The sequence below is a fragment of the Geminicoccus flavidas genome, from assembly GCF_009806515.1.
GTDB lineage: Bacteria > Pseudomonadota > Alphaproteobacteria > Geminicoccales > Geminicoccaceae > Geminicoccus > Geminicoccus flavidus.
The window spans coordinates 1-1,561 of the sequence record NZ_WUJP01000491.1; the positions used below are offsets into that span (position 1 = coordinate 1).

Genomic DNA, 1,561 nt, shown 5'->3' on the forward strand with positions numbered 1-1,561 from the left:
ACAAGGGAGGCCCCTTCCTCGTGTCTGCGTCCGCCGATCAGACCGGAAAGGGTGGATGGAGAACCGTACCACTCTTCATGAACGTGGGCGCAGCCCTTCCCGCGGACACGGAGGCTCCGATCAAGCCTGCCCTGCAGCCCATCAAAGAATGCCGGAGCAGTCAAGAAGGGCAGCCCTGGTCGAGGGCCACCTTCTTCAGGAGCGCCATGCCATGTCACATCCGGGCCGCCGGTCTCGTCAGTGCTGGATCGCAGGTGGGCTGGATCGAAGGCGGCAGGTAAGCGATGATGCGGCACATGACGTTACCGGACGGGGCAACGGCCATATTCGAGGCGCACCGGCGGCGGCTGGTGCGGCTGGCCTACCGGATGCTGGGCTCGGCGGCCGAGGCCGAGGACATCGTGCAGGACGCCTGGCTGCGCTGGCGACAGGTCGAGCCCGGCCGGGTGCGCGAGCCCGGTGCGTACCTGACCCGCACCGTCACCCGGCTGTGCCTGGATGCGCTCAAGTCGGCGCGCGCCCGGCGGGAAACCTATGTGGGGAGCTGGCTGCCCGAGCCGATCGTCGAGGAGCCGGAGGACGCGGTGGTGGCCGACGAGCTCACGCTCTCGCTGATGCTGGCGCTGGAACGACTCTCGCCGCTGGAGCGTGCGGCCTTTCTCCTCCACGACGTGTTCGACGTGGCGCTGGACGAGATCGCCCGGACGCTGGGGCGCGAGCCGGCGGCGGTGCGGCAATTGGCGGTCCGCGCGCGCCGTCATGTCCAGGCCGCGCGACCGCGCTTCCCGGTGGCGCGCGAGGAAGGCGACCGGATCGCAAGGGCCTTCTTCACGGCAGTGCAGAGCGGCGACCTGGCCACCCTTCAGGCCATGCTGGCGGAGGACGTGGTGCTGCGCTCGGACGGCGGCGGCAAGGTGCTGGCCTTCCTCAACCCGGTGGCCGGCCTGGCGCGGGTGCTACGTCTGTACGGCGGCCTTTTCCGCAAGTTCGGCGCGCATTCGGGGACCTGGCTGCGACCGGCCTGGATCGACGGCCTGCCGGGCTATCTCAGCCGCGAGCGCGGCGGCGTGCTGCAGACCACGGCGCTGGAGATCGAGGGCGGCCGGATCGCCGCGATCTACATCACCCGCAACCCGGACAAGCTGGGGGAGGTGGTGAAGCTGCTCGAAACGGGGACGGGGCCGACCGCGGCGGCATGAGGTGCCGAGGTTGGCAGGCACGCCCTTGCCGGGTGGCGTGCCTGCCGGATCCACGCGACCGTCGCCTCGGGCGGTCGCGGCTGGGGCTCATGCCGGCGGCACTGCGGGGGCTGTGCCGGCCGGGCAGGGCATGATCAGTGCATTACTGCCTGACACCGTAGAAGCTGTATTCGCCGGGACTGTCCAGGTCGGAGCGGGTGGCAAAAGAACCGCTCATGCGCAGCGGCCGGCCGACCTGGTGCTGGGAAAGGTTCGCCCGGTAGAACTGGCTCGCCTCCTTGCCGGCATTGCGATAGCGGTGGAAGGTGACGGTGCCAGCACCCGGGCGCTAGGAGCCCTGGATCTGGGCGAAAATGGTGCCG

Annotated in this window: 2 protein-coding genes; both read left to right on the plus strand. The window is 70.0% G+C overall.

Features of this window, described 5'->3' with window-relative positions:
• Positions 1–296 precede the first annotated feature (296 nt).
• Positions 297–1,199: a sigma-70 family RNA polymerase sigma factor gene (locus EQG76_RS13895; protein WP_159714340.1), complete on the plus strand. Its 903-nt coding sequence runs from the start codon at positions 297–299 to the stop codon at positions 1,197–1,199.
• Positions 1,200–1,329: 130 nt separating this feature from the next.
• The coding region (locus tag EQG76_RS32215; protein ID WP_235031361.1) for a hypothetical protein at positions 1,330–1,561 on the plus strand (232 nt) is incomplete at its 3' end.

What these genes read in the sequence shown, in the direction of transcription:
- EQG76_RS13895 (WP_159714340.1), top strand. Translation starts at nt 297, where the DNA reads ATGACGTTACCGGACGGGGCAACGGCCATATTCGAGGCGCACCGGCGG.